This is a genomic window from Nonlabens arenilitoris (assembly GCF_002954765.1).
Lineage (GTDB): Bacteria > Bacteroidota > Bacteroidia > Flavobacteriales > Flavobacteriaceae > Nonlabens > Nonlabens arenilitoris.
Map to the genome: position 1 here is coordinate 2,940,766 of NZ_MTPW01000001.1, position 20,381 is coordinate 2,961,146.

Annotated in this window: 20 protein-coding genes and 1 riboswitch; of the genes, 10 read left to right on the forward strand and 10 right to left on the reverse strand. The window is 34.1% G+C overall.

Annotated features, from left to right (window positions below; translation table 11 throughout):
- Window positions 1–22: 22 nt before the first annotated feature.
- Window positions 23–262, forward strand: a riboswitch (cobalamin riboswitch).
- A 132-nt stretch (window positions 263–394) separates the two neighbouring features.
- On the forward strand, window positions 395–2,356 hold the full coding sequence (locus BST92_RS13075; RefSeq protein ID WP_105071853.1) for a TonB-dependent receptor plug domain-containing protein: 1,962 nt from the start codon (window positions 395–397) through the stop codon (window positions 2,354–2,356).
- Window positions 2,357–2,436: 80 nt separating this feature from the next.
- On the opposite strand, the gene BST92_RS13080 is transcribed toward BST92_RS13075, so the two are convergent.
- The 4 genes from BST92_RS13080 to BST92_RS13095 are packed head-to-tail and all read right to left on the reverse strand — an operon-like array spanning window position 2,437 to window position 5,793.
- A complete protein-coding gene (locus BST92_RS13080; protein ID WP_105071854.1) occupies window positions 2,437–3,378 on the reverse strand; it encodes an alpha/beta hydrolase in 942 nt (313 codons plus the stop codon).
- Window positions 3,379–3,380: 2 nt separating this feature from the next.
- A complete protein-coding gene (locus BST92_RS13085) occupies window positions 3,381–4,010 on the reverse strand; it encodes a response regulator transcription factor (protein ID WP_105071855.1) in 630 nt (209 codons plus the stop codon).
- Window positions 4,007–4,534: a sensor histidine kinase gene (locus tag BST92_RS13090; protein WP_105071856.1), complete on the reverse strand. Its 528-nt coding sequence runs from the start codon at window positions 4,532–4,534 to the stop codon at window positions 4,007–4,009. The genes BST92_RS13085 and BST92_RS13090 overlap by 4 nt, the downstream gene beginning before the upstream one ends.
- A 23-nt stretch (window positions 4,535–4,557) precedes the next feature.
- The gene (locus BST92_RS13095) at window positions 4,558–5,793 is read right to left on the reverse strand and encodes a DUF4807 domain-containing protein (RefSeq protein ID WP_105071857.1); all 1,236 of its coding nucleotides are present in this window, start codon (window positions 5,791–5,793) and stop codon (window positions 4,558–4,560) included.
- Between the two features lie 193 nt (window positions 5,794–5,986).
- On the opposite strand from BST92_RS13095, the gene BST92_RS13100 reads away from it, so the two are divergent.
- Window positions 5,987–7,996: a dipeptidyl-peptidase 3 family protein gene (locus BST92_RS13100; protein ID WP_105071858.1), complete on the forward strand. Its 2,010-nt coding sequence runs from the start codon at window positions 5,987–5,989 to the stop codon at window positions 7,994–7,996.
- Window positions 7,997–8,097: 101 nt separating this feature from the next.
- On the opposite strand, the gene BST92_RS13105 is transcribed toward BST92_RS13100, so the two are convergent.
- The gene (locus tag BST92_RS13105; RefSeq protein ID WP_105071859.1) at window positions 8,098–9,477 is read right to left on the reverse strand and encodes a DUF5723 family protein; all 1,380 of its coding nucleotides are present in this window, start codon (window positions 9,475–9,477) and stop codon (window positions 8,098–8,100) included.
- Window positions 9,478–9,612: 135 nt separating this feature from the next.
- Window positions 9,613–9,777: a hypothetical protein gene (locus BST92_RS13110; RefSeq protein ID WP_342747877.1), complete on the reverse strand. Its 165-nt coding sequence runs from the start codon at window positions 9,775–9,777 to the stop codon at window positions 9,613–9,615.
- A gap of 51 nt (window positions 9,778–9,828) precedes the next feature.
- On the opposite strand from BST92_RS13110, the gene BST92_RS13115 reads away from it, so the two are divergent.
- Window positions 9,829–10,218, forward strand: a complete 390-nt coding sequence (locus BST92_RS13115; RefSeq protein WP_036585064.1) for a pyrophosphohydrolase domain-containing protein — start codon at window positions 9,829–9,831, stop codon at window positions 10,216–10,218.
- A gap of 63 nt (window positions 10,219–10,281) precedes the next feature.
- Here BST92_RS13115 and BST92_RS13120 read toward each other — a convergent pair whose 3' ends face one another.
- On the reverse strand, window positions 10,282–11,343 hold the full coding sequence (locus BST92_RS13120) for a branched-chain amino acid aminotransferase (RefSeq protein ID WP_105071860.1): 1,062 nt from the start codon (window positions 11,341–11,343) through the stop codon (window positions 10,282–10,284).
- Window positions 11,344–11,432: 89 nt separating this feature from the next.
- Here BST92_RS13120 and BST92_RS13125 point away from each other — a divergent pair, with 89 nt between their 5' ends.
- Both BST92_RS13125 and mnmC2 read left to right on the forward strand, forming a co-directional pair.
- Window positions 11,433–11,990: a DUF4920 domain-containing protein gene (locus BST92_RS13125; RefSeq protein WP_105071861.1), complete on the forward strand. Its 558-nt coding sequence runs from the start codon at window positions 11,433–11,435 to the stop codon at window positions 11,988–11,990.
- Window positions 11,991–12,656, forward strand: coding sequence for a tRNA (5-methylaminomethyl-2-thiouridine)(34)-methyltransferase MnmC2 (mnmC2, locus tag BST92_RS13130; RefSeq protein ID WP_105071862.1), 666 nt, complete (start codon window positions 11,991–11,993; stop codon window positions 12,654–12,656).
- A 60-nt stretch (window positions 12,657–12,716) separates the two neighbouring features.
- Here mnmC2 and BST92_RS13135 read toward each other — a convergent pair whose 3' ends face one another.
- Complete coding sequence (locus BST92_RS13135; RefSeq protein WP_211292504.1) at window positions 12,717–13,442, reverse strand: thioredoxin family protein; 726 nt, start codon at window positions 13,440–13,442, stop codon at window positions 12,717–12,719.
- A gap of 74 nt (window positions 13,443–13,516) precedes the next feature.
- Window positions 13,517–13,990 carry a 23S rRNA (pseudouridine(1915)-N(3))-methyltransferase RlmH gene (rlmH, locus tag BST92_RS13140; RefSeq protein ID WP_105071864.1) on the reverse strand — a complete coding sequence of 158 codons (474 nt, stop codon included), beginning with the start codon at window positions 13,988–13,990 and terminating at the stop codon, window positions 13,517–13,519.
- Window positions 13,991–14,066: 76 nt separating this feature from the next.
- On the opposite strand from rlmH, the gene nadC reads away from it, so the two are divergent.
- The 5 genes from nadC (at window position 14,067) to priA (ending at window position 19,479) form a co-directional block, all read left to right on the forward strand.
- Complete coding sequence (gene nadC, locus BST92_RS13145) at window positions 14,067–14,933, forward strand: carboxylating nicotinate-nucleotide diphosphorylase (protein ID WP_105071865.1); 867 nt, start codon at window positions 14,067–14,069, stop codon at window positions 14,931–14,933.
- Window positions 14,926–15,855: a YihY/virulence factor BrkB family protein gene (locus BST92_RS13150; RefSeq protein ID WP_105071866.1), complete on the forward strand. Its 930-nt coding sequence runs from the start codon at window positions 14,926–14,928 to the stop codon at window positions 15,853–15,855. Before nadC ends, BST92_RS13150 begins: the two co-directional genes overlap by 8 nt.
- A gap of 33 nt (window positions 15,856–15,888) precedes the next feature.
- Window positions 15,889–16,455 (forward strand): chalcone isomerase family protein, encoded by a 567-nt coding sequence (locus BST92_RS13155; RefSeq protein WP_105071867.1) that lies wholly within the window; start codon window positions 15,889–15,891, stop codon window positions 16,453–16,455.
- A gap of 64 nt (window positions 16,456–16,519) precedes the next feature.
- Window positions 16,520–16,948: a DUF2147 domain-containing protein gene (locus tag BST92_RS13160; RefSeq protein WP_105071868.1), complete on the forward strand. Its 429-nt coding sequence runs from the start codon at window positions 16,520–16,522 to the stop codon at window positions 16,946–16,948.
- A gap of 80 nt (window positions 16,949–17,028) precedes the next feature.
- A complete protein-coding gene (gene priA / locus BST92_RS13165) occupies window positions 17,029–19,479 on the forward strand; it encodes a replication restart helicase PriA (RefSeq protein WP_105071869.1) in 2,451 nt (816 codons plus the stop codon).
- 16 nt (window positions 19,480–19,495) lie between these two features.
- Here priA and BST92_RS13170 read toward each other — a convergent pair whose 3' ends face one another.
- A complete protein-coding gene (locus BST92_RS13170) occupies window positions 19,496–20,377 on the reverse strand; it encodes a DUF808 domain-containing protein (protein ID WP_105071870.1) in 882 nt (293 codons plus the stop codon).
- Window positions 20,378–20,381 lie beyond the last annotated feature (4 nt).

Genomic DNA, 20,381 nt, shown 5'->3' on the forward strand with positions numbered 1-20,381 from the left:
AAAAATACTATTATTAACATACATTTGCCCTGTAAAATTGGTTTCTCTAGTTGGATTACGCTTTCGCGAAAGCGAGATATAAGAAGATTATAGAATTAAAAGGGAATCTAGTGCAAATCTAGAACTGTTCCCGCAACTGTAAAGTTTACATCTTTTCATAAGATGTCTCGTAGAGATTTTTATCAACGGTCACTGGGTCCTAGATCTGGGAAGGCGATAGAAATAAATAAGTCAGGAGACCTGCCACTTTACACAAACTAATTGTTAACCTTCGGGATAAAGGTGGCGAGTCTTTTAAGCAACGTTGATGGATGATCTTTTACTATACGGTCATGCATAAATATTGTGCTTAATGTGATTTCTCTTCTCTTTTCTCGTACTTAAAATCATTAAAATGAACAAAAAAATCATTGCCATGAGCGCTATGATGGTAGCTGCTGTGTCGGGAATTGCACAAGTAGATTCTACTGCAACTAAACTGGATCAAGTACTTATTAGTGCTGATTCAAAATTTGAATTAACAAGAAAAGATAGCGGTAAACCCGTTATCAAAATTACCAGATCAGATATTGAGGCACAAAGCGCAGCAAGCCTTGCAGATTTGTTAAATCAATATGCTGGTATTGAAATGAATGGTGCCCGCAGTAACGCTGGCCAGAATCTTGGTTATTTTGTACGTGGTGGTAGCACTAGACAAGTAGCTTTTTTAATAGATGGAGCCCAGGTAAGTGATGCGAGTAACATCAATAACGAGTTTGATATTAGACTAGTAGACCTTAATCAAATCGAGGAAATTGAAATCCTTAAAGGAGCGGCTAGTACTTTATATGGTGCAAATGCTAGTACGGCGGTCATTAATATTAAGCTGCGCAAGTCTCCAGAAACTGGTGTGCGAGTAACCGTAGCCTCATTCATAGGTACTAATAAAAGCGTAGAACAAGCAAATAATGGTCCTGATGAGTTTACTAATAGCGTACAATTACAAGGTACTGCAAAAAACGGATTGACTTATGGAGTAGGTTTTAATCATCAAGCAACTAATGGTGGCCTAAGTGCTGCCGAAGCTGCAGATGGAGCATCACCTAATGACTCTGACGACTTTAACAGAGTTAATTTATTGGGTAGAATAGGATATGATAACAGAAAAAACTTTAAACTGTCTAGTTATTTGTCTTTTGATGAATATACTGCCGAATTTGATGATTTCACATTAGTTGATGCAAATAATGAAACCTATAGTCGTCAGGTAAGATGGGGAACAAATGTAAACTGGAAATACTCTGATAAAGGTGAACTGGTTTATACAGATGTTAGTACACATACACGGCGAGACACGAGAAGTAGTTTCCCATCACTTTATAATGCAGATGGTTATTCTCTAGATTTATATAACAAGTACACCTTTGATTTAGGAGAATCTACAAGTTTGAAAACGATTCTAGGTTTTAACTTTAGAACAGATCGCTATGAGGATTTTAGCATCCCATTCGGAAGTTCTAGTTTTGAGCAAAATGCTGATAAAGATGATGTTAATGCACAGATTTATGATCCGTATTTAAATGTTGTTTACATCAGTGATTTTGGTCTTAATGTAAATGCTGGAACTCGTTATAATAAGCATAGTAATTATGATGGACAGCTGGTTTATAATTTAAATCCGTCTTATCGATTTGACTTAGGTAAATCTAGTTTTAAAGTTTACGGAAGTTACAGTACGGCTTACATCACGCCATCTTTATTTCAGTTATATGCTGCTGGTTTTGGTAACGATGAGTTGGAACCAGAAGAGAATGCTACTCTTGAAGCTGGTTTATCATGGACTAAAGGTAATAGCACCATCACTGTAAGTGCTTTTCAACGTGATGAAAATAATCTTGTACAGTTTGTAACTATTGATCCTGTAAATTTCATATCGCAATATCAAAATGTTGATGAAGAATTAACTGCAAAGGGAATTGAAGTTACCGGTCAGACTACTTTGTTTGATAAATTAATGTTGACCGCAAATTATAGTTTTACAGAGCGTAATGATCAAGCTTTATTGCGCCGTATACCAAAACACAAAGTTAATGCTAGTGCAAGAATTGAAGCAATAGCAAGAGGTTTTGTTACCTTAAGGTACCAGTACAATGATGATAGAGGAGACTCTTTCTTTAATTCAAATACTTTTACTAATGAGGCTGTGGTTTTGAGCAGTTATCATTCCCTAGATCTGGACCTGACATATGGTTTAAAAAACGTTCCAGTTACATTTTTTGCAGGAATTAATAATGTGACCGATACTGATTTCCAAGAAATTTTTGGATATCAAACTAGAGGTAGAACATATAGAGTAGGTGTGAGGTACCAATTTTAGATGAGATCTATCTCCATAAAAAAAATCCCATTTCAATTTGATCTTTGAAATGGGATTTTTTATGTAGAGCAATTAAAAAATTAATTGTTCAACAAGTATATCAGTACAGGTGCAACTCTTTGTCTCCAATAGTTTTCATCATGTCCATGCCCAATATATTTAAGAGATTTATAGTTAGTTGAATTATAGCCTTTTGCTTTAAAGATAATGTCTACACGCAATTGATAAGGTTCATAATCTTTATCTAAGGTTTCTGTACCATAATCAAAATAAATACGATGATTTTTTGATTGTGGAATGGTCTCTGGTAAACTTTCTATAAAAGCTTCACCTAGAAAAGGAACTGGCCAGTGAGTGCTTAAACATCCAGCATTACCAAAGGTTCTAGGATACTCCATCATTGCATATAATGAGATAAGACCACCCATACTACTGCCCATAACAATATTGTCTTTAGGTTCTTCTGATACTTGAAAATACGTTCTAATAAATGGTAAAACTTCAGTGGTTACAAATTTTAAATATTGATCTGAGTATAGCTGGTCATAACCTGTGTTTTTCTTTAATTCTGATTTTGCAAATTCTGATAGGGTAAGTTCTTTAGGTTGTTGCGGCATGTATTCATTCATGCGCTTATTAGGGTGTGACCAGGTAGTAACTACAATAGTAGGTTCGATTAGATTTTTAATTGATAAGGAGTCCATTTTCTCATCTATTTCCCAGGCTTTATTGTAATTAGAGGAACTTTTATTAAACACATTCTGTCCATCGTGCATATATAAAAGTTTATAATCTACACCGGTTAAAGGATAACCTTGAGGCAACCATATTTCTAACTGTCGCTGGTCAACATAATTAGACTTAAAATTTTTCACATATAAAATCGTGTCGTTCTCAATCGGGTTTTGAATCTCAAGGCCATTTGCATTAGTTGCAGCAATAGGTGTAAATACATTTGTAGGTGATTGATCCTTACAAGAGGTCAGTATAATAACCAAAAACAGATAATAAAAACTTTTCATATTTATTGATTATAGTGACCATAGCGTTGTAGGGCATATTTATAAAGCTCATTTTTCCCTTCTAACTGTAACTTATGAATCATATTTTTTCTGTGTTTCACAACTGTACTCACTGCGGTTTGTCTTTCTTCCGCTATTTCTGCAGATGTTTTCCCTATTGCTATAAGTTTCAAGATTTCTGTCTCACTGCGTGATAATGATTGTTTGTCATCTACATTTTCTTTTTTATGTACCTCTGTTAAATCTATTGCTGTATCAAAATAGCTGTTACCTGCTGCAACTGTCTCTATAGCTTTTTTGAGTTCCGTTAGCGGGCTTATTTTTAGTACATAACCATCTGCTCCAGCATCAATCATCTCTTTAATTGCACCTGGATTATCATACATGCTTAAAGCAATAACTTTAATGTTGTCAAAGGTAGATTTAATGGTTTTACATAGCTCAACACCATTCATCACGGGCATATTAATGTCTGTAAGCACCACTTGAGGTTTGACAAATTTGAGCATTTCTAACATTTCTTTTCCGTTAGGAGCATTTCCTATGATCTCTATATTAGAATCTTGTTCTAGAAAAACTTTAAGCCCATCACTGAGAGAGATGTGATCTTCGGTAATTGTTATAAATATCATAATAAGGGAATTTCGATATTGATAGTTGTACCACGATTAATTTTAGTGTCTATTTCCATCGTACCATCTAGGTGCTGGACTCTAGCTTTAATACTTTCAAGACCTGTACTTGTATTGCTAATCGTGTCTGGTAAAAATCCTTTACCATCATCTTCAACCATTACACTAATGTGATCTTCATATCCAGTAAGTATGATGCTGGCATGTTGCGCCTGTGCGTGCTTAATGGTGTTATTGAGTAATTCTTGTATAATTCTAAAAAGCCCTAGCTCCATACTATTACTTAAATTTCCGTGTAGTCCATGATGTATAACTTCAACCTGTATGGATTTACCAGCGTTGATGCGACTGGCTAGTTGTTCTAATGTACCTATAAGTCCATGTGAACTAAGCACACTACTTTTTTGAGCATGAGAGATATTGCGTACTTTAGTATAGGTGTCATTTAATAAATCATATGCATTTTCAAGAATTTTTTTATTTTCAACTTGATCACTTTTTCCTATCACATTTTCAATACACATGCGTGCTGTAGTTAGAGAACTACCTATATCATCATGTAAATCTTGAGCGATTTTTTACGCTCCTTTTCTTGTCCAGTAATCATGGCGTCTATTCCTGCTAGTTCTTGATCCCGCAATAATTTTTCTTCTCTTTGCTTTTGCGTTTCTGCTTGAGCAGCAAGTAATTTTTGTTTTTGTTGCATTCTATTAAATAAATAGGCACCTATACCGGTGATACAAGCAAGAATAAAAAGCAATAGATATATTTTATTTTCACTGTTTAAGTTTTTTGCTGTAAGTTCAGCATTCTCTAGATCTTTTTCTGCGGTTTCATACTTCGTCTGTAGCTCTTTTAAGTTTTGTGCTATATTGCTGCGTTGTAGAGAATCCTCTTCTGAAATAAATTGATTGTAATAATCAATCGCCTCGACATAATTGCCAGCAGCGGTTTGTGCATCAGCAATATTGCGCAAAAGCCCTACACTTAATTCTTTATCATTTTTATCTTTAATCAATTCTGCAGCTTTAATTAAATTATCTACCGCTGCCTGATGTTCGCCTATTGCGGTTTGTAGCATGGCTAGATTATTAAGACGTACCGCTATATCAAAAGTGTCTTTTTTTGCAACTACATCAGCTAGATTTTTTTCATAATAAAACAATGCAGAATCGTTTCTGGATTGATAATAATGCAAAGTTCCTAAATTAAATTCTGTATCAATAAGTTCTTGTTTTAAGTCATTATCAAGACTTATTTTTTTCATTTCATAGCATATATCTTGAGCTTGTGAATAATTACCCAGCTGTATTTCTTTAAACATAAAATAGAACTTGCTTTTAATTAATAAAGTTGGGTCATTAAGTTGTGTAGCGATAGATAGATTTTCTCTCATTAATGATTCTGGGGCAACATGCAATTCTGTTGTTGAATTACTGAGCTCCATCATATAATCGTTTGCCATAAAGGTGACACGCTTATTGCTAGAATTATTTTTTGCTTTTTGTAAATCTTTATAAGCGTTTTCAAAATCATCGACCGCATATTTAATTCCGCCTGTGGCAAGAAAATATAATGCTTGATCGCTTTTTTCTAGTGCTTCTACATCGTGCATGGCCACAATTTCCCTTAACTCTGGAATTTCATTACGGTTCAATAAACTCATAACACTATCTAGTGGTTTTACCTGTGCTTTAACCAGTTGAAAAGAAGTGCATATAAATAGTAATGCAACAATAAATCGAGCAATCGATTGATGATAGAGGGAAAAAAGTAAAGTCATTTTAAGTGTAGGGAACGATGTACTTTCAAATATAATAAACTATGGATAAGAAATCTTCTACTTATAAAATCTATTCCTACATTATTTGCAATCTGATTAATTCCTTAAATTTGGATGAAGGTAGGATGACTGTTTCTTCGCTTTCGCGAAAGCGTAATAGACACCATTCAAACACTTTAAATAATTATAACTTATGAAATACTTAAAGATTGCTAGCATAGTACTAGTAACAACAGCAATGATTTCTTGTAACGATCAAGTACCTGAAACTGTGGATGCACCTGTTAAAGAGTTTAGCTATGATGTAACAGAATTTGCAGATATTGGAGTTTTGAGGTATCAAATTCCAGGATGGGAAGAACTTAATCTTCAACAGCAAAAGTTAGTTTATTACTTAACTCAAGCAGGATTAAGTGGTAGAGATATTATATGGGATCAAAATTACCGTCATAATTTAGAATTACGTAAAGGTCTAGAGTCCATTTACACAACATATAAAGGAGACGTTAATGATGTAGACTGGAAGGAGTTTGAAATTTACTTACATCGTGTATGGTTTGCAAATGGAATCCATCATCACTACAGTATGGATAAAATGAAACCAGGATTTGATGAAGACTATTTTAAAAAGTTAATGGCACAAACAGATGTGACTATAGCTGAAGACGTGTGGATGGTCATGTTTAATGATCAAGATGCTAAAAAAGTAGATAAGGCAAAAGGTAAAGATATCGTGCTGGCAAGTGCTGTAAATTTTTATGGTCCTGATGTTACAGAAGCGGAGGCAAGAGCATACTATAAGAGTATAGATGTTGATCCTAAGGAGCCTATAGAGGTTGGATTAAATTCACAACTGGTTAAAGAAAATGGAGTTCTAGTTGAAAAACCTTATAAGAGTGGTGGTTTATATGGTCCTGCTATGGATCAAATGATTTACTGGTTACAAAAAGCCCAAGGAGTTGCTGAAACGGATCAACAAGCAAAAGCACTAGGTCTACTTATTGAATACTATCAGACTGGAGATTTACAGAAATGGGATGAATATGCGATTGTATGGGCAAAGTCCACAGATGGCGCGGTGGACTGGATTACCGGTTTTGTAGAGGTTTATAATGATCCTATAGCATATAAAGGCAGTTATGAGACAATAGTGCAGATTAAAGACTTTGACATGTCTCGTAAAATGGAAGTATTGAGTGCAAATGCACAATGGTTTGAAGATAACTCTCCATTAATGGATGAACATAAAAAGGAGAAAGTTACTGGTGTAAGTTATAAAACGGTAAATGTAGCAGGTGAGGCTGGAGATGCGAGTCCGGCAACACCTATAGGAGTAAACTTGCCTAATAATGTATGGATTAGAGAAGTGCATGGTAGTAAATCGGTTTCTTTAGGTAACATTATTGAGGCTTATGGTAGTTCTGGTAGCTCAGGTAGATTAGAAGAATTTGCCTTTGATGAAGAAGAGATTGCTCTTGAAAAAGAATATGGAGCGCTTGCAGATAAATTACATACTGCATTACATGAAGTAGTAGGTCATGCATCTGGACAAATTAATGAAGGTGTTGCAACGCCTAAGGAAACTTTAAAAAGTTATAAATCTACTATAGAGGAAGGTAGAGCCGATTTATTTGGTCTTTATTACTTAATGGACCCTAAACTAGAAGAGCTAGGTCTTGTAAAAGATTGGAAAAAAACTGGAACGGCTGCATATGATGGTTATATAAGAAATGGATTGATTTCCCAATTAGTACGTTTAGAGTTAGGTCAAGATGTAGAAGAAGACCATATGCGTAATAGACAATGGGTGAGTGCATGGGTTTATGAAAGAGGACTAGAAGATAATGTTATTGAAAAAGTTACTAAAGACGGTAAGACCTATTATGACATCAAAGATTATGAAAAGTTGAGAACACTTTTTGGTGAATTATTGAGAGAGACTCAACGTATTACAAGTGAAGGTGATTTTGAGGCTGCACAAGCACTAGTTGAAGACTATGGTGTTAAGGTAGATCAAGATTTACATCGTGAGGTGTTAGATCGTAATAGTCAATTTAAAACACCAGCTTATAGAGGTTTTGTAAATCCTATGATTACGCCAATTATGGAAGGTGATGAGATTACCTCGTTTACCATCGAACAACCAGAGACGTTTGCAGATCAAATGTTGATGTATTCAGAAAAGTATGGTCATCTAGACTAATCAGTTATAGTTTTAAATTTAAGAGGCTTATAAAAAGATAGTATAATCTTTTTATAAGCCTCTTTACTTTGGTTTAAATAAAATAGTTTTTTTGATTTCTTTTAGATCAGCTCTTTAAATTTATTCTTTTTCTTTTTTGATTTTAAACGATGGTGGAATGGTATTTTGAGACCTATATAAAAATCTGCAGCTTGAGAATCTTCTGAAATAAGGTTACTAAGAATAGATCCTGAACCAAAGCTCAATGGACCAAACCTTAATCCTGCGCCCCAAGTCATATCAGCATATTCTACAAAACTTATATTAGTATATAATGTGAATAGTCTAGATTCATATCTAGGAACTATAGTTGTGTAATTCAATTGATTATTACTATAAGGATCTGTCGATGCATTTAATCCCACAGCGCCTGTTGCAGCAATATAAATATTGCGATCAACGCGTAGGTCTAGAGAATATCTTAAAGCAGTAGGTAATTGAACAGTCACATCCTGTGTATTAGAGATAAATGAATAATTGTCTTCAAGACCTTGTTCAAAATCCTCGTCAAAATCTGAAGCACTTACCGTACCAGATATAGAGTATGTGTCGATATTGACGTCTTGATATGTAATGCTTCCTATATCAGTTATACTTAAACCTAGTTTAAGGCGGTATTGATTATGACCTCTTAAAGCTAGTGAGTCTAATTTACGATCCTTTTTAAGTTCTGGACGATACTCATAAATTAAACCAATATCACCACCAATACTTGAACTACCGTTACCAAAATCAAAATCGTCATCTTCATCTGTCGAATTAGCAGCGGCATATGATAAATCACCATTTGCAGATATAGTTTCTGCAACAGAATCATAAGAACCATTGATATTATTAGAATTCATAAAGAAACCACCAGCTCCCAATAAATATTTTGCGGTTACACCAGCTTTTAAGAAATGATTTTTTTTATTCATCACTACAAATCCATAGGTTAAACCAGCCTCACCCCATGCATGTGCGGTACCATTAAGATTTTCCATATCGATGTTAAAGTCTTTATTGAGGATATCGCCATCCTGTAAGGTTTCAAATAGATTACCATTTACCTCTCTTAAATTTAAATAACCTCTTACACGTGTAGAAATGGCTAGACTATGTTTATCTGATAGGTTGAATAAAAATGAAGGTCCTAGAATATCTAGATTTTGATATACATTATTGTTTTGGCTAGGGAAACGCATTCCAGATTCTTCAAAGCTGATCCCACTGGCGTCATTAAAAAGCTCAGAAAAATTAAAAGCATAGTAATCATTAGATGTAGTAGATGAGACTTGAATTAAATTAATATCTGTCTTAAATCTTGAGTCTGCTAGATTTGCTGGGTTAAAGGATAGACTAGTAATTCCTGAATAATTATCAGTTTCTTTTCCAGAATAGCTTTGTGAGGCACATAAAAAACTAATTAGTAAAGCTATTGCGCAAAGCGGTAAATTTCTCATTTGGTTAGGTTTATGCTCAAAATTAAACCTAGTAACTTTTTATGTCAATACCCTTTAAAGGGTATATTTAAAATGCAACTTAACTTTTTAGGGAGACTTTAATAATAAATAGTAAAAGAATGAAGGCTATAAAACCTACAAGAATCCATTTAACGCCTTTATAGTTTTTTTATGCATTCCTTTATCTTTCAGATACATGAATGATATGATTATTACAAAAGCAATAAAGAATATAATACCAAAGGTAATTTGACCACTAGAGAACATAGGGTCTTTTGCAAGTAATAATAAATGAGACATAGAATAACTATTTTTGACAAAATTACAACACGATCTTATCAATAACAGCACATGAAGAAACAAATTAAAGCAGTAGAAGAATTTCACACAGCGTTTAAACTAGGAATGAATCATCAACCACAAGGTGATATTACAGAACGACGAAATAAATTACGTTTTGAATTAATGAAAGAGGAAAATGAGGAATATCTTGAGGCTGCACAAAACAATGATTTAGTAGAGGTTGCAGATGCACTGGGTGATATGCTATATATACTTTGCGGTACTATTATAGAGCATGGCATGCAAGACGTTATTGAAGATGTATTTGATGAAATACAAAGATCTAATATGAGTAAATTGGGAGAAGATGGAAAACCTATCTATCGTGAGGATGGTAAGGTTCTAAAAGGGCCTAACTATTTCAAACCTAATTTTGAGAAGATTTTAAAGACTTCATAAGGTTTTATGATAAAAAAAGCCATCAATAGTTGATGGCTTTTTTGCATTAATATTTTTACTTACTTATATTTTTACTCTCCAACCGTGCTGGTCATCTGCACGATTGTATTGAATATCTTTTAATGCTTCTTTAAAACGTTGAGCATAGCTGTCTTCTAATTGAGGTAGCTCAAATTTAAAATCTTTGTGCTTATATCCTTTAATAGGTACAATTACGGCAGCTGTTCCAGAACCAAAAATTTCTTTAAGTGAACCATTGTTTGCAGCTTCATTAAGCTCTTTAACACTAATTCTACGTTCTTCTATTGTGACACCTGCATCTGCAGCTAGTTGTAGGACACTGCGCCTAGTCACACCATTAAGAATACGGTCATTGTTAGGAGCAGTAAGTAATGTGTCTCCTATGCGTACAAAAATATTCATGGTACCAGCTTCTTCTAGGTATTCATGTGATGCAGCGTCTGTCCATATAATTTGTTGATAACCTTCGGCTAGGGCTAGATTGTTAGGGTAGAAGCTAGCCGCATAATTTCCAGCTGCTTTAGCATATCCAACACCACCATCTGCAGCACGAGAAAAATCAGAAGCAATAATAACTCTTACATCGCCTTTATAATATGCAAAAGCAGGAGACATAACAATCATAAACTTATACTCTGTCGACGGAGCAGCGGCAACACCATTTTCACTAGCAATCATAAACGGCCTTAAATAAAGAGATAATCCTTCACCATAACGCACCCATTCTTTATCTAGATTTACTAAAGCCTTAAGACCTTCAACAAAAACCTCTTTTGGAACTTCAGGCATCGCTAGACGTTTTGCACTTTCATTAAAACGTATCCAGTTGTCTTCTGGTCTAAAAAGAAAAACATCGCCGGTTGCATCTTTAAAAGCTTTCATTCCTTCAAAAATAGCTTGCCCATAGTGAAATACCTTGCAACTAGGCTCAACCATTATAGGTCCGTATGGTTTTATAACAGCAGTTTCCCATTTACCATCACGCCAAGTACATTCTAGCATGTGGTCAGTAAAAGTTTTACCGAAGGTCAAATTATCAAAATCAGTTGTGCTAATTTTAGATTCTTGAATCTTATCGATAACGATTTCGTAGGCGTCAGTCATAGCTTGTTAAAGTTTTTTGCAAAGATACTGGATATCTATACACCAATTACCTAAACGAATTCTTAAATTTGCTGTAAACTATCAACATTATGAAAAAAATCGTATTATTATTACTCGCTGCAGCTGCTGTTGTAGGATGTAAAGAAGAAGTAAAAGAAGACATGACACCTGCCGTTAATGATGAGCAGATTCAAGAAATGGCTTATATGAGCTATGGAGAAAAGATAGATGCTTCTAACGCTATTGATGCGGTAAAGTTAGGTAGCTTCTATGAAAGTATGAAAGAAGGAGATACCATGCAAATTAAAGTTAAGGGTATGATTCAAGATGTTTGTGTTAATAAAGGTTGCTGGATTAAACTACCTGTAAATGATACAGAGACTGCTTTTGTAAAATTTAAAGATTATGGTTTCTTCTTACCTAAAAACGGAACAGATAAAGAAGTTATTTTAAGTGGTAAAGCTTATAAGAGTATAACGCCTAAAGATGAATTAATTCACTATGCACAAGATGCAGGAGAAAGTGAAGAAGAAATCGCAAAAATTACTGAAGATAAAGTTACTTATGCATTCATGGCAGATGGGGCTTTAGTAGAAGAATTTGAAAATCCAGATGTGGAAGGTATGGAACCTTCTACAGAAGAGTAGATGAAACGAGAAATTATCACTACTGGTGATGGTTCTAAAACCATTCATATGCCAGAGTGGAATGAACAATATCATTCAAAACATGGCGCCTTGCAAGAGGCGCTTCATGTTTTTATAGAGATGGGTCTTAAGGATACGCTTTCGCGAAAGCGTGAACATACAATACCTATTTCTATATTAGAATACGGTTTAGGAACTGGACTTAACGCCATGATTACTGCTCAATTCCCGACGAAATTCGCAATTAATTATACAGCTGTAGAAGCATACCCGATTGTCCTATCTGAGGCTATTGAAGTCAATTATGGACAATTATTGGGAAATCAAGTACTGTATGAAAAGCTTCATCAATGTGAATGGGAACGTGCTGTCCGACTCACAGATCACTTCACGATAGAAAAGTTGGAGAAAAAATTTGATGAGATAAATGATGAGTCACGATTTGACATCATTTACTTTGACGCCTTTGGACCTAGAGTCCAACCTGATTTGTGGACAATAGAGATATTTACTGCTGCTTACAAGGCATTAAAAAAAGATGGTATTTTAACTACATATTGTGCACAAGGTCAGGCTCGTAGGAACATGCAAGAGGCTGGTTTTCAAATAGAAAGATTACCTGGTCCACCTGGTAAACGAGAGATGTTAAGAGCTAGAAAATTATAATATAAAAAAAAGCCGTTCTCGATTCAAGAACGGCTTTTTTTATAAATAGAGTGTAGATTTTTACATTTTATCTACAATCTTCATGAGTAATTCTTGTGTACTACTATAACTCACATCTTCTTCCTTGGCAAGTAAGATGGCGGCTTTAGCCTGTTTCCATGCCTCATCATATCTACCGGTTTTATATAATAATGCAGCATATGTGTCTGTATTGTTATAGTTAGCATCTAGTTCTATAGATCTTTTTACCATCTTAATAGATTTTAATAAAACATCAATTTCAGAGTGCTCGAGATATGCATGCCATGCTTTAGAATTTAAAGCATCACTATCGTACCATATAGCGTCAATACTGTCCTGGCTATATTCTTCATTTGATCCTTCAGAACTACCAGCGCTTGAAGAGTTACTTGAAAAACCACCATGTTCAATGATTAGATCTTCAAAATCTTCTTCAGACATAGCACCTTCCATATAATCTAGCGTTTCTTTATTTTTTATAAAATAATAAGTAGGTATTGACGTGACACTTAAGGCGTCATCAACCTCATTTTCATCAACATCAATTTTATAGATTGAAATGCGATCTCCATACTTTTCAGCAAGACGTTCTATTATAGGATCCATTCTTTTACACGGACCACACCATGTAGCATAAAAGTCTACAATGATAAGTTTATCATTGTTTACTAGTAATTTTTCTTCGGCGTTGTCATCAGTAATTTCAATTTGAGCAATTGCTTGTATAGAGAGCATACCTAGCAATAATAATAGGAGGTTTTTCATAATTCGTTGGTTTATAGTATGCAATTAACAAAATTTTTAATAAACCATATATACCCTTTATGGGGTATTTTCAATTACTCGTGGTGATAGGGCTCGTTTTTTAAAATTGTAAAAGCTCTGTAAATTTGTTCTGTCGCAAACAGTCGTACCATTTGATGAGAAAAAGTCATATCACTTAGTGATAACTTAGAATTAGCTCTTTGATAAACATTACTAGAAAAACCATATGGACCACCTATTATAAAGACTAGTCTTTTTAATCCAGATATACTACGTTTATTGATTAACTCAGCAAATTGTAGGCTAGATAGTTTTTTACCTCTTTCATCTAGAAGTGTAACAAAATCACTTTTTTCTAGTTTATTAAGAATCAATTTTCCTTCTTCATTTTTCTGTTGATCTTCCCTTAAATTTTTGGTGTTTTTAAGGTCAGGGATGATTTCCAATTCAAAATTTATGTAATGCTTTAAGCGTTCTACATACATCTGTGTGAGTTGCTCTATACGAGAATCATCTGTTTTACCTACGGCTAGAAGTGTAATTTTCATATCAGCAAAGTTAATTGCATTTTAACAATATGTAAAAACAGATGTTTAGCTTATTTTTGAGTAATAAAATATACAAATGGAATACGGAAGCGCAGCATTTAAAGAAGAAATTAAACGCATTATAACTAACGCCTTAAGAGAAGATGTAGGTGATGGAGATCACAGTAGCTTATCCTGTATTCCTACAACAGCGACTGGTAAAGCACGTTTATTAGTAAAAGATGAAGGTATATTAGCTGGTGTAGAATTTGCAAAGGCCGTTTTTCATGAAGTAGATCCTGACTTAGAAATTGATGTAAAAATAAATGACGGTAGCGCTGTAAAGTATGGTGATGAGGCTTTTTACGTAACGGGTTCTTCACAGTCTATATTAAAAGCAGAGCGATTAGCATTAAATGCTATGCAACGCATGAGTGCTATCGCTACAAAAACCAAAAGTTTTGTTGACGCACTAGAAGGAACTAAGACTAAAATTCTAGATACAAGAAAGACCACGCCGGGCATAAGAGTCCTTGAAAAGTGGGCTGTAAAAATAGGTGGTGGTGTTAATCATAGATTTGGCCTTTATGATGTAATCATGCTTAAGGATAATCATATAGATTTTGCCGGTGGTGTCAGTAAAGCGATTCAAAAGACAAAACAATACCTAAAAGATACTAATCGTGATTTAAAGATTATTGTTGAGGCTAGAGATCTAGAAGAGATTAAAGAGATATTAACTAATGATGGTGTATATCGTATATTAATTGATAATTTTAATTATGAAGACACCCGTAAGGCTGTTGAATTGATAGGTGATCAGTGCTTAACAGAAAGTAGTGGTGGCATCACACTGGAAACAGCACCTCAATATGCAGCATGTGGAGTAGACTTTATCTCAAGTGGCGCTTTAACACATAGCGTTTATAATCTAGATTTAAGTCTTAAAGCGGTCCATGAGTAAAACCAAAGATCTACTAGACCGTATACCTATTTTGCGATGGCCAGTCAACCTAGCAAATAAAATACGTATACCAGGATTAGAAGGAATGACTCTTTATGATGTGGCAGAAACCTATATTATAGGAATCGCACAAGGAGCATTTTCAGCTAGGGCTAGTGCGATAAGCTATAGCTTTTTTATGGCTATATTTCCTTTTTTATTATTTGTTTTAAATCTGATTCCTTTTATACCCATTGAAAATTTTCAGAATGAATTCTTAGAGTTTGTCATAGAACTATTACCAGCACAAGCGGTAAGTATCTTTGATCAAATATTCAAAGAAATTGCTCTTCAAGGAAATACAGGGCTTTTAACCATTGCCTTTGTATCATCTTTAATCTTTATGTCTAACGGTGTTAACGCTGTTTTTAATGGTTTTGAAAGGTCTTACCATACCGATTTTAATCGTGGATTTTTTAGACAATATGCTATATCACTAGCCGTATCAGTGATGCTTACCATCTTTCTATTAATAATGGTAATAGTTGCTGGTTATGTTGAATATCTACTTGAAGAATTACGTAAATCCAATATCATGAGTGAAACTGGTCAAGGAGGAACTCTAGTATTAGTAAGATATTTAATTGTAATAATACTGACATATATTTTTGTTGCAGTGCTCTATTATTTTGGCACAAGAGATGGTCGTCAAACACGATTTTTTTCAATAGGAGCCACGGTAACAACAGTTTTAATTGTTTTATTATCAGTTCTTTATGGTGTCTATATTGATAACTTCACATCTTATAACGAGATCTATGGATCCATAGGTGCATTACTGATCTTAATGATTTATATATGGCTCAATTCCAATATATTACTTCTAGGATTTGAATTAAATGCCTCTCTTAGAAAATTAAAGGCACAGAATTTGAATACTTAATATTATCTTTAAAAACCCAAAATAAGAATCACAATGAAAAAATTAATTTTATTAGCAGTAGCTCTAGTAGCAACATTCACTGCAAATGCACAAGTAACCATCAATGATGTTAAGGTAGAAAAATCTCTTACCGTTGAAGGACAAGAATTGATGCTTAATGGCGCAGGACTTAGAGAAAAATTATGGTTTGACCTTTATGTAGGTGCTTTATATACAACTGTTAAGTCTAGTGATGGATCTACACTTGTAGACGCAGATCTACCTATGGTTATTACCTTAGATATTACAGACAGTAAAGTAACACAAGATAAAATGAAAAGTGCTGTAGAAGATGGCTTTGAAGACAGCTGTACAGATGCAGAACGTGCTGCGATTAAAGGAGATATCAAAAGATTTATAGGATTTTTCAAAGATGCTATTGTAAAAGGTGATGAGTTTCAACTCGCTTATGTACCTGGTAAAGGAACTATGGTTTCTAAAAATGGAAAAGCCCTAGGTACTATCGCTGGTATCGATTTTAAGAGAGCTTTATTTGGAATCTGGTTAGGAGATGATCCAGCAGATGAAGATTTAAAAGATGGTATGTTAGGTAAGTCTTAATAAGACTTTTAGAATAATATGACCCACGTAAAGTAAATTTGCGTGGGTTTTTTAATTTATAGATATGAGATTATTTATTACGATTGCATTAATATTTCTCGCTTTCGCGAAAGCGTATTCACAAGACATCACAGGTGTATGGAAAACCGTAGATGAAGAGTCTGGTATTGTTAAATCTCATGTCGAAATTTTTGAAAAAGATGGCAAATTCTATGGTAAGGTGCTTAAAGTTCTAGATCCAGCTGCGCCAGATACACCATTATGTGTTAATTGTGATGGTGATTTAAAAAATGTACCTATAGAAGGATTAGTAATCATTAACGATCTTGAAAAACGAGGGAAAGTTTACAAAAATGGAACTGTTTTAGATCCTGAAAACGGAAAGTCTTATGAATGTAAAATATGGCTTAATGAAGACAATCCAGATCTATTAATGGTAAGAGGCTATATTCTTTTCTTGTATCGCACGCAGACATGGATAAGACTCAAATAGATATAAATATTGGATAAATAACCACCTTTATTCATGTATCAATTTAAATCATCTACTATTTTTACATAGTAGATTTTTTTATGTCCCATTTTATAGATGTTATAATTCCTTTACCGCTTGAAAGGCTTTTTGCTTATCGAGTTACCGCTGCCGAGGCTGATTTTTTACAGCCAGGTATGCGTGTTGCTGTACCATTTGGTAAGTCTAAGATTTACACAGGAGTAGTACATAACATACATCAATCACCACCACTCAATTATGAGGTAAAGGATATTGAATTAATTATTGATGAGCAACCTTCTATAACCATCGATCAGCTTAAATTCTGGGAATGGATAGCCTCATATTATGTATGTAGTGTAGGACAGGTGATGCGCGCTGCTTTACCTAAGTCATTAATGCTGGAAAGTGAAACGATCATTCTTAAAAATCCAGACACTGAATTTAAGGATGATCTTTTAAATGATAAGCAGTTCTTGATAATGGAAGCCTTACTTCATAGACCTGCATTAAAGATTAAAGAGGTTATGGAAATTCTAGATAGAAAATCTGTTTTGCCTATCCTCAAAAAAATGCTTGAGCTAGAGTTAATTATTTTACAAGAAGAGGTTTATTCTACATACAAACCTAAAACGGTAAAGTACATTTTTTTAAACGCTAGATATAAAGATGAAGAACATCTTAAAAATCTACTAGATGATATGACTAGAGCGCCTAAGCAGCGTGACACAGTCATGTCATTGTTTATGCTGCAAACAGGTAATAAATTAGTTACTTCAAAACTGTTGCAAGACAGAGCAGGAGTTTCTAGAGCAGTGATTAAGGCCTTAATTGATAAGAAAATTTTTATAGAGGAAGAGCAAGCGGTAGATCGAGTACGTGATGAAAAAGAAAAAGGTCGCGAACTATATGAACTACAACCAGCTCAACAAGATGCACTTAATGAGATCAGAGAGCAATTTGATGCTGGTAAAACAACTTTATTACATGGTGTAACCTCAAGTGGTAAGACAGAAATTTATGTAAGGCTTATACAAGAGCAACTAGAACTAGGGCATCAAGTTTTATACTTATTACCAGAGATAGCTTTAACTACTCAACTTATCTCTAGATTAAAACAGTATTTCAAGCATCAAGTTCTCGTTTATCATTCTAAGTATAATCTTAATGAAAGATTAGAAGTGTGGAATCACGTAATAGAACATAAAGAACCATATGTGATTATAGGTGCTCGTAGTGCTATATTACTACCTTTTCAAAATGTAAAACTCATTATTGTTGATGAAGAACATGAAACCAGCTTCAAACAATTTGATCCAGACCCTAGATATCATGCACGAGATGCAGCTGTTGTACTAGGAAATATTAAAAAAGCAAATGTACTTTTAGGATCTGCTACACCATCTCTAGAAAGTTATTACAATACAACTACAGGTAAATACGGATTAGTAGAATTAAAAGAACGCTATGGTAAAGTGTTGATGCCAGATATTCAAATTATTGATATCAAAGACAAACATAAGCGCAAGAAAATGAAAGGTCATTTTTCTGATAGCTTAATAGAGCAAATGCAAGAAGCATTTAAAAATAATAACCAAGTTATCTTATTTCAAAATAGAAGAGGATATGCACCAATCCTAGAATGTAACACATGTGGTAATGCACCTCAATGTCCTAATTGTGATGTGAGCCTTACTTTTCATCAATTTAAAAAGCAGTTGAGATGCCACTACTGTGGCTATCACACTATCGTACCACTAGAATGTCCATCTTGCTCAAGTACTGCGTTAGACACTAAAGGTTTTGGTACTCAACAAATTGAAGAAGAGTTTAAAGAACTATTCCCAGATCACAAGATTGCCCGTATGGATCTAGATACAACAAGAGGAAAGAATAGTATTGAAAAAATCATCGAGCAAATTGATACTGGAGAAGTTCATTGTCTTGTAGGTACACAAATGCTTACTAAAGGTTTAGATTTTAGAAATGTAAGTCTTGTAGGTGTTTTAAGTGCAGATTCTATGCTTAATTTTCCGGATTTTAGAGCTCATGAGAGATGTTTTCATTTATTAACACAAGTGTCTGGTCGTGCTGGACGTACTGTAGAGCGTGGTAAAGTATTGATACAAAGTTATAATCCAGATCACCAAATTCTACAGCAAGTTAGTACTTATGATTATAGCACGATGTTTAAAGAACAATTAGAAGATCGATATCAATTTAAATATCCTCCATACCAGCGATTGATAAGATTAACTTTTAAGAATCGCGATTACAATACAACGTTACAAGCAGGACAGTGGTTTGTAAACGCATTAAATCAAATAGAGCATGGAGTAGAAGTACTAGGACCTGAATTTCCCGCAGTAGCACGTGTCCGTAATTTATATCAAGTCCATGTTATGGTAAAAATGGGTAAACAGCACCATCCTAACAACATTAAGAACTATATACGTAAGGTTAAGCGCAGTTTTGAGTCGATTAAAGGATTTAATTCTGTAAGATGTAATGTAGATGTAGACTGTTATTAAGTCTTTAATACATATTCTATTTATTAGTTTTTCTATTGAAAAACACTTTTTTAATCGCTTTTATGACTACTAAGGTGATGATACCTACCGCAAGACCTACTAAAAACTCTGCTACAATTGACGGCAAGCCATGTAGCAAATCATGCAAGTACTCTATATTGTGAAGAAAAATTCCACCGGCAACTAATAAAAGAGCTATGGTACCTACGATTGCCAGTCCTTTAATAATTAATGGTAATGCTTTTACTAATAGTTGACCTATCGTTTTAGTAAAACTTTTTTCATTATTGCTGGCTTTAATTAATCGATAACCCAAATCATCCATTCTTACAATTAAGGCTACAATACCATAAACACCTATTGTGGCTATAATGGCTACAAAAGAAACTACTAAAATTTGTGTAGTTATATTTTCTTCTAATACGGTACCTAAGGCAATAATTACAATCTCCACAGATAATATAAAGTCTGTAAAAATTGCAGATTTGATCTTATCTTTTTCAAATGCAAGAATTTCTTCTTCAGTATATTCTTTAGAAGTTAAAGCAGCTTTGGGATGGTCATGTGGGAAGACATATTCATATATCTTTTCTGCTCCTTCATAGGCGAGATAGATAGCTCCTAGTATTAATATAATAGTGACTGCAATAGGTAAAAATGCACTTAATAAAAAGGCGAGTGGTAAAATAATCAGTTTATTAATAAAAGAACCTTTGGTGATAGCCCACAACACGGGAATTTCTCTAGATGATACAAAACCTGATGCTTTTTCTGCATTTACGGCTAGATCATCTCCTAGAATTCCAGCGGTTTTTTTAGTCGCAATCTTACTCATTGCAGCTACATCATCCATTAACACTGCAATATCATCTAGTAAAGCAAAAAATCCTGAAGCCATAGTT

Bases quoted from the DNA above. Each gene is read 5' to 3' on its own strand.
- BST92_RS13160 (WP_105071868.1), top strand. From the start codon at position 16,520: ATGAGATTATTTATTACGATTGCATTAATATTTCTCGCTTTCGCGAAA.
- BST92_RS13125 (WP_105071861.1), top strand. From the start codon at position 11,433: ATGAAAAAAATCGTATTATTATTACTCGCTGCAGCTGCTGTTGTAGGA.
- mnmC2 (WP_105071862.1), top strand. From the start codon at position 11,991: ATGAAACGAGAAATTATCACTACTGGTGATGGTTCTAAAACCATTCAT.
- BST92_RS13110 (WP_342747877.1), bottom strand. From the start codon at position 9,777: ATGTCTCATTTATTATTACTTGCAAAAGACCCTATGTTCTCTAGTGGT.
- BST92_RS13120 (WP_105071860.1), bottom strand. From the start codon at position 11,343: ATGACTGACGCCTACGAAATCGTTATCGATAAGATTCAAGAATCTAAA.
- BST92_RS13080 (WP_105071854.1), bottom strand. From the start codon at position 3,378: ATGAAAAGTTTTTATTATCTGTTTTTGGTTATTATACTGACCTCTTGT.
- BST92_RS13090 (WP_105071856.1), bottom strand. From the start codon at position 4,534: ATGTGTATTGAAAATGTGATAGGAAAAAGTGATCAAGTTGAAAATAAA.
- BST92_RS13115 (WP_036585064.1), top strand. From the start codon at position 9,829: ATGAAGAAACAAATTAAAGCAGTAGAAGAATTTCACACAGCGTTTAAA.
- BST92_RS13085 (WP_105071855.1), bottom strand. From the start codon at position 4,010: ATGATATTTATAACAATTACCGAAGATCACATCTCTCTCAGTGATGGG.
- BST92_RS13100 (WP_105071858.1), top strand. From the start codon at position 5,987: ATGAAATACTTAAAGATTGCTAGCATAGTACTAGTAACAACAGCAATG.
- BST92_RS13170 (WP_105071870.1), bottom strand. From the start codon at position 20,377: ATGGCTTCAGGATTTTTTGCTTTACTAGATGATATTGCAGTGTTAATG.
- BST92_RS13095 (WP_105071857.1), bottom strand. From the start codon at position 5,793: ATGACTTTACTTTTTTCCCTCTATCATCAATCGATTGCTCGATTTATT.
- BST92_RS13155 (WP_105071867.1), top strand. From the start codon at position 15,889: ATGAAAAAATTAATTTTATTAGCAGTAGCTCTAGTAGCAACATTCACT.
- BST92_RS13105 (WP_105071859.1), bottom strand. From the start codon at position 9,477: ATGAGAAATTTACCGCTTTGCGCAATAGCTTTACTAATTAGTTTTTTA.
- priA (WP_105071869.1), top strand. From the start codon at position 17,029: ATGTCCCATTTTATAGATGTTATAATTCCTTTACCGCTTGAAAGGCTT.
- BST92_RS13150 (WP_105071866.1), top strand. From the start codon at position 14,926: ATGAGTAAAACCAAAGATCTACTAGACCGTATACCTATTTTGCGATGG.
- BST92_RS13075 (WP_105071853.1), top strand. From the start codon at position 395: ATGAACAAAAAAATCATTGCCATGAGCGCTATGATGGTAGCTGCTGTG.
- nadC (WP_105071865.1), top strand. From the start codon at position 14,067: ATGGAATACGGAAGCGCAGCATTTAAAGAAGAAATTAAACGCATTATA.
- rlmH (WP_105071864.1), bottom strand. From the start codon at position 13,990: ATGAAAATTACACTTCTAGCCGTAGGTAAAACAGATGATTCTCGTATA.
- BST92_RS13135 (WP_211292504.1), bottom strand. From the start codon at position 13,442: ATGAAAAACCTCCTATTATTATTGCTAGGTATGCTCTCTATACAAGCA.